Below are 3407 nucleotides of genomic sequence, written 5' to 3' on the forward strand. Positions count from 1 at the left end.
GCGGCGGAGTCCGCCCGCTCGGGGCGCGCCGGGGCGTCCCGTACCGCGTCCCCCCGGTGCGCGTCGACCGCGACCCGGGCCGCGGCGGAGCCCGGGACGGAGACGGACGCGGCGGTGGATGCGGCCGATGCGGCTGACGCTGTCGTGTCCGCCGAGGCCGCCGAGGCCGCCGTGTCCGCGACGGCCGCCGGGCGGTCGGCGGACGTCCGCCCGGCGACGGCCCGGACCAGCGAGCGGGCGCTCTCATGCTCGTACGTCTGGTCGTACGCCGTGCCGACCGCCGCTCCCGGCCGCGCCACCGGAACCGTCGGGCCGGTGTGCCCGGCCGCCGGCCGCCCGGGCCGGGCGCCGGCCGGCACCTCGATCGGGGCGTCGGCGCGGACCTGGCCGCCCGGGACCCCGCTCCGGCCGCCGCTGCTGTCGCCCACGGTCAGCGGATTGCCGGGCAGCAGCCCCGACACCATGGCCACGGCCCCTATGGCCACCGCGGCCGAGGCGCCGAGCAGCCCGGTCCTGGCCGGGGCCTTCGTCTTCGGCGGCCGGACGGCCCCGCCGCCGACGGCCCCGGCGCCCTTCGCCACGGCGCCCCGGCCGCGCTCCCGTCCCTTGCGCGGCGGCTTCCCCGCCTGACGGGCCTTCTCCCCGGGCTGTTTCTCCGGCCGCCTTTCCGGCCGGGGCCGGCCGCTCTCGGACCGCGCGACCGGGGCCGGCGGGGCCGGAGCCGGCCGTGCCGGCGGGGCCACGTGCGCGGCCCGGTGCCGCCCGGTGCCGGCCGGGAGGGGGACCGCCAACGGCAGGGGGACGGTGGGTGCCTCGTCCGGGTCGTACGGGTCGTACGGTTCGGCCGTCACGACCGGCTCGATCGCACCAGCCGTTTTGATCGTCTCGGTCGTCTCGCTCGTCAGGGGATCCCTGGGTGCCCGGGGACTCGCTGTCGCTTCGTCGGAGGTCTCGGAGGTCACGGGGGCAGAGCGTCGATGGCGACCCATCCGCTGCCTTCCTTGGGTGCTCGGCGTCACGGTGCGTACGGTGTCACTCGTACGGGCTAGTCCTTTTCGAGGCGCGACTGTACGGCACGAAATGAGGGGCTGAAGTGCTGCTTATCTAATTGGCCGGTTAGCGTGCAGACATGAACGACTGTGTCCGTCTCACCGCCTGGGTTCGTGGTCATGTGCAGGGTGTCGGCTTCCGCTGGTTCACCCGGGAGAACGCACTGCGCATCGGAGGGCTGATCGGTTTCGCCTCGAACCTCGCCGACGGCCGCGTCCAGGTGGTCGCCGAGGGGCCGCGTGAGGCGTGCGAAAGGCTGCTCGACTGGCTGCGCGGCGGGGACACGCCCGGGCGCGTGGACGGCGTGACCGAGATCTGGGCCACACCGCGCGGCGGTTACGACGGCTTCGAGATGCGCTGACCGCCACCGCCGGAGGGCGGTAGGGGGAGGGGAGAGAGGCGGAATCCGAAAGGGCCGTACTCCTGTTTATATGCCATTGGCATATGCGCTCGCGGAATATTGCCTGATGGTTGCCAAGACGGCGCCGCCGTGGAAGGCTGCACCCCAACGGATGATCTCCCCACCCTCCGGGCCCGGCCAGGGAAAGGCGCCGCGTATTCACCCGCCGCGCACCGCCGGGACGCCCGTCGATACGCGGTGTGATCGTGTTGACCGTCAAACCATTTGGTGAGACTCTGGAAGCCCCGCGCACCTTAGCTGTTTGGCATGGAAGACACGAGCAAGAGCGAAGGCCAAGCACCGCGGGTGCGAATCCCTCACGACCCACACCGCTTAGGTCGGTCACTCAGTGTGGAGGACCATCCATCATGGCAAAGGCGCTTCTCGGTTACGTCGGCGGCTCCGACCCCCGAGTCCTCTCCGAGATGCGACGGCTTCAGCAGCGAGTCCAGGACCTGGAATCCGAGCTCATCCGGATGCAGGCCGAGAACGACGCGCTGTCTGCCGCCGCTCACCGCGGTGACTCGCTGCTCGACAGCATCGACGTTTCCAAGGCGGAGCCTGCGCTCGCCTGACCGCCTCGCCCCACCCCGGGGGGCACGGTCGGGCTGCACTGTCAGCCGCTCGAGAATCTGCAAGGGACGCTTCGGCGTCCCTTCGTCGTACCCGCTGCGTTCCCTCGGCGTCCCCCGTCGTTCCGTCCGTCGTCCACTGGCGTTCGCCCCCCGTCCCGTACCGCAACTGTGCCCTCCCCGTTCCGGGGCGAAACCACGGCCCGTCGATCGCGTGGCGGCGCGCCAGCGGCCCGCGCGGGCCCGGAACGACGCAGGACAGAACGGTAAAGTCGGTCCGCGTGCACCTCAAGAGCCTGACCCTGCGCGGCTTCAAGTCCTTCGCCTCCGCCACGACCCTGCGGTTCGAGCCCGGCATCACCTGTGTCGTGGGTCCCAACGGTTCCGGCAAGTCGAACGTCGTGGACGCCCTCTCCTGGGTCATGGGCGAGCAGGGCGCCAAGTCGCTGCGCGGCGGCAAGATGGAGGACGTCATCTTCGCCGGGACGACCGGCCGGCCGCCGCTCGGCCGCGCCGAGGTCTCGCTCACCATCGACAACTCCGACGGCGCGCTCCCCATCGAGTACGCCGAGGTCACCATCACGCGGATCATGTTCCGCAACGGCGGCAGCGAGTACCAGATCAACGGGGACACCTGCCGCCTCCTCGACATCCAGGAGCTCCTCTCCGACTCCGGCATCGGCCGCGAGATGCACGTCATCGTCGGCCAGGGCCAGCTCGACTCCGTCCTGCACGCCGACCCCACCGGCCGCCGTGCCTTCATCGAGGAGGCCGCAGGCGTCCTCAAGCACCGCAAGCGCAAGGAGAAGGCGCTGCGGAAGCTGGACGCGATGAAGGCCAACCTCGCCCGGGTCCAGGACCTCAGCGACGAACTGCGCCGCCAGCTCAAGCCGCTGGGCCGGCAGGCCGCGGTGGCCCGCCGCGCCGCCGTCATCCAGGCCGACCTGCGCGACGCCCGGCTGCGGCTGCTGGCCGACGACCTGACGGCCCTCCGCGAGGCGCTCCACGCCGAGATCGCCGACGAGGCCGCACTCAAGAGCCGCAAGGACGCCACCGAGGCCGAACTGCGCGAGGCGGCCCGGCGCGAGGCCGACCTGGAACGGCAGGTCGAGGAGCTGGCGCCGCGGCTGGCCACGGCCCAGCAGACCTGGTACGAACTCTCCCGCCTCGCCGAGCGGGTGCGCGGCACCATCGGCCTCGCCGACGCCCGGGTCACCAGCGCCACCGCCGCCCCCGCCGAGGAGCGGCGCGGCCGCGACCCCGAGGACCTGGAGCGTGAGGCGGCCCGGATCCGCGAGCAGGAGGCCGAGCTGGAGGCCGCCGTGGAGGCCGCGGACCGGGCCCTGGAGGACACCTCCGCCCACCGCGCCGACCTCGAACGCCGC

3 protein-coding genes and 1 pseudogene are annotated in these 3407 nt (G+C 72.9%); 3 read left to right on the forward strand and 1 reads right to left on the reverse strand.

Translation table 11 applies throughout. The features are described 5' to 3' along the window. Nucleotides 1–851 (reverse strand): annotated as a pseudogene (locus tag JNW98_RS35105) (hypothetical protein); the annotation flags it as partial. A 278-nt stretch (nucleotides 852–1129) separates the two neighbouring features. Here JNW98_RS35105 and JNW98_RS35110 point away from each other — a divergent pair. From JNW98_RS35110 to JNW98_RS35120, 3 genes are all read left to right on the forward strand, one after another. Then, the gene (locus tag JNW98_RS35110) at nucleotides 1130–1411 is read left to right on the forward strand and encodes an acylphosphatase (RefSeq protein ID WP_223772319.1); all 282 of its coding nucleotides are present in this window, start codon (nucleotides 1130–1132) and stop codon (nucleotides 1409–1411) included. A gap of 407 nt (nucleotides 1412–1818) precedes the next feature. Continuing rightward, nucleotides 1819–2025 (forward strand): hypothetical protein, encoded by a 207-nt coding sequence (locus JNW98_RS35115; RefSeq protein ID WP_004944922.1) that lies wholly within the window; start codon nucleotides 1819–1821, stop codon nucleotides 2023–2025. Nucleotides 2026–2303: 278 nt separating this feature from the next. Beyond that, nucleotides 2304–3407: chromosome segregation SMC family protein (locus JNW98_RS35120; RefSeq protein WP_223772320.1), on the forward strand; the 1104-nt coding region annotated here is incomplete at its 3' end.

This window comes from Streptomyces huiliensis, from assembly GCF_020037025.1.
Classification (GTDB): Bacteria; Actinomycetota; Actinomycetes; order Streptomycetales; family Streptomycetaceae; genus Streptomyces; species Streptomyces huiliensis.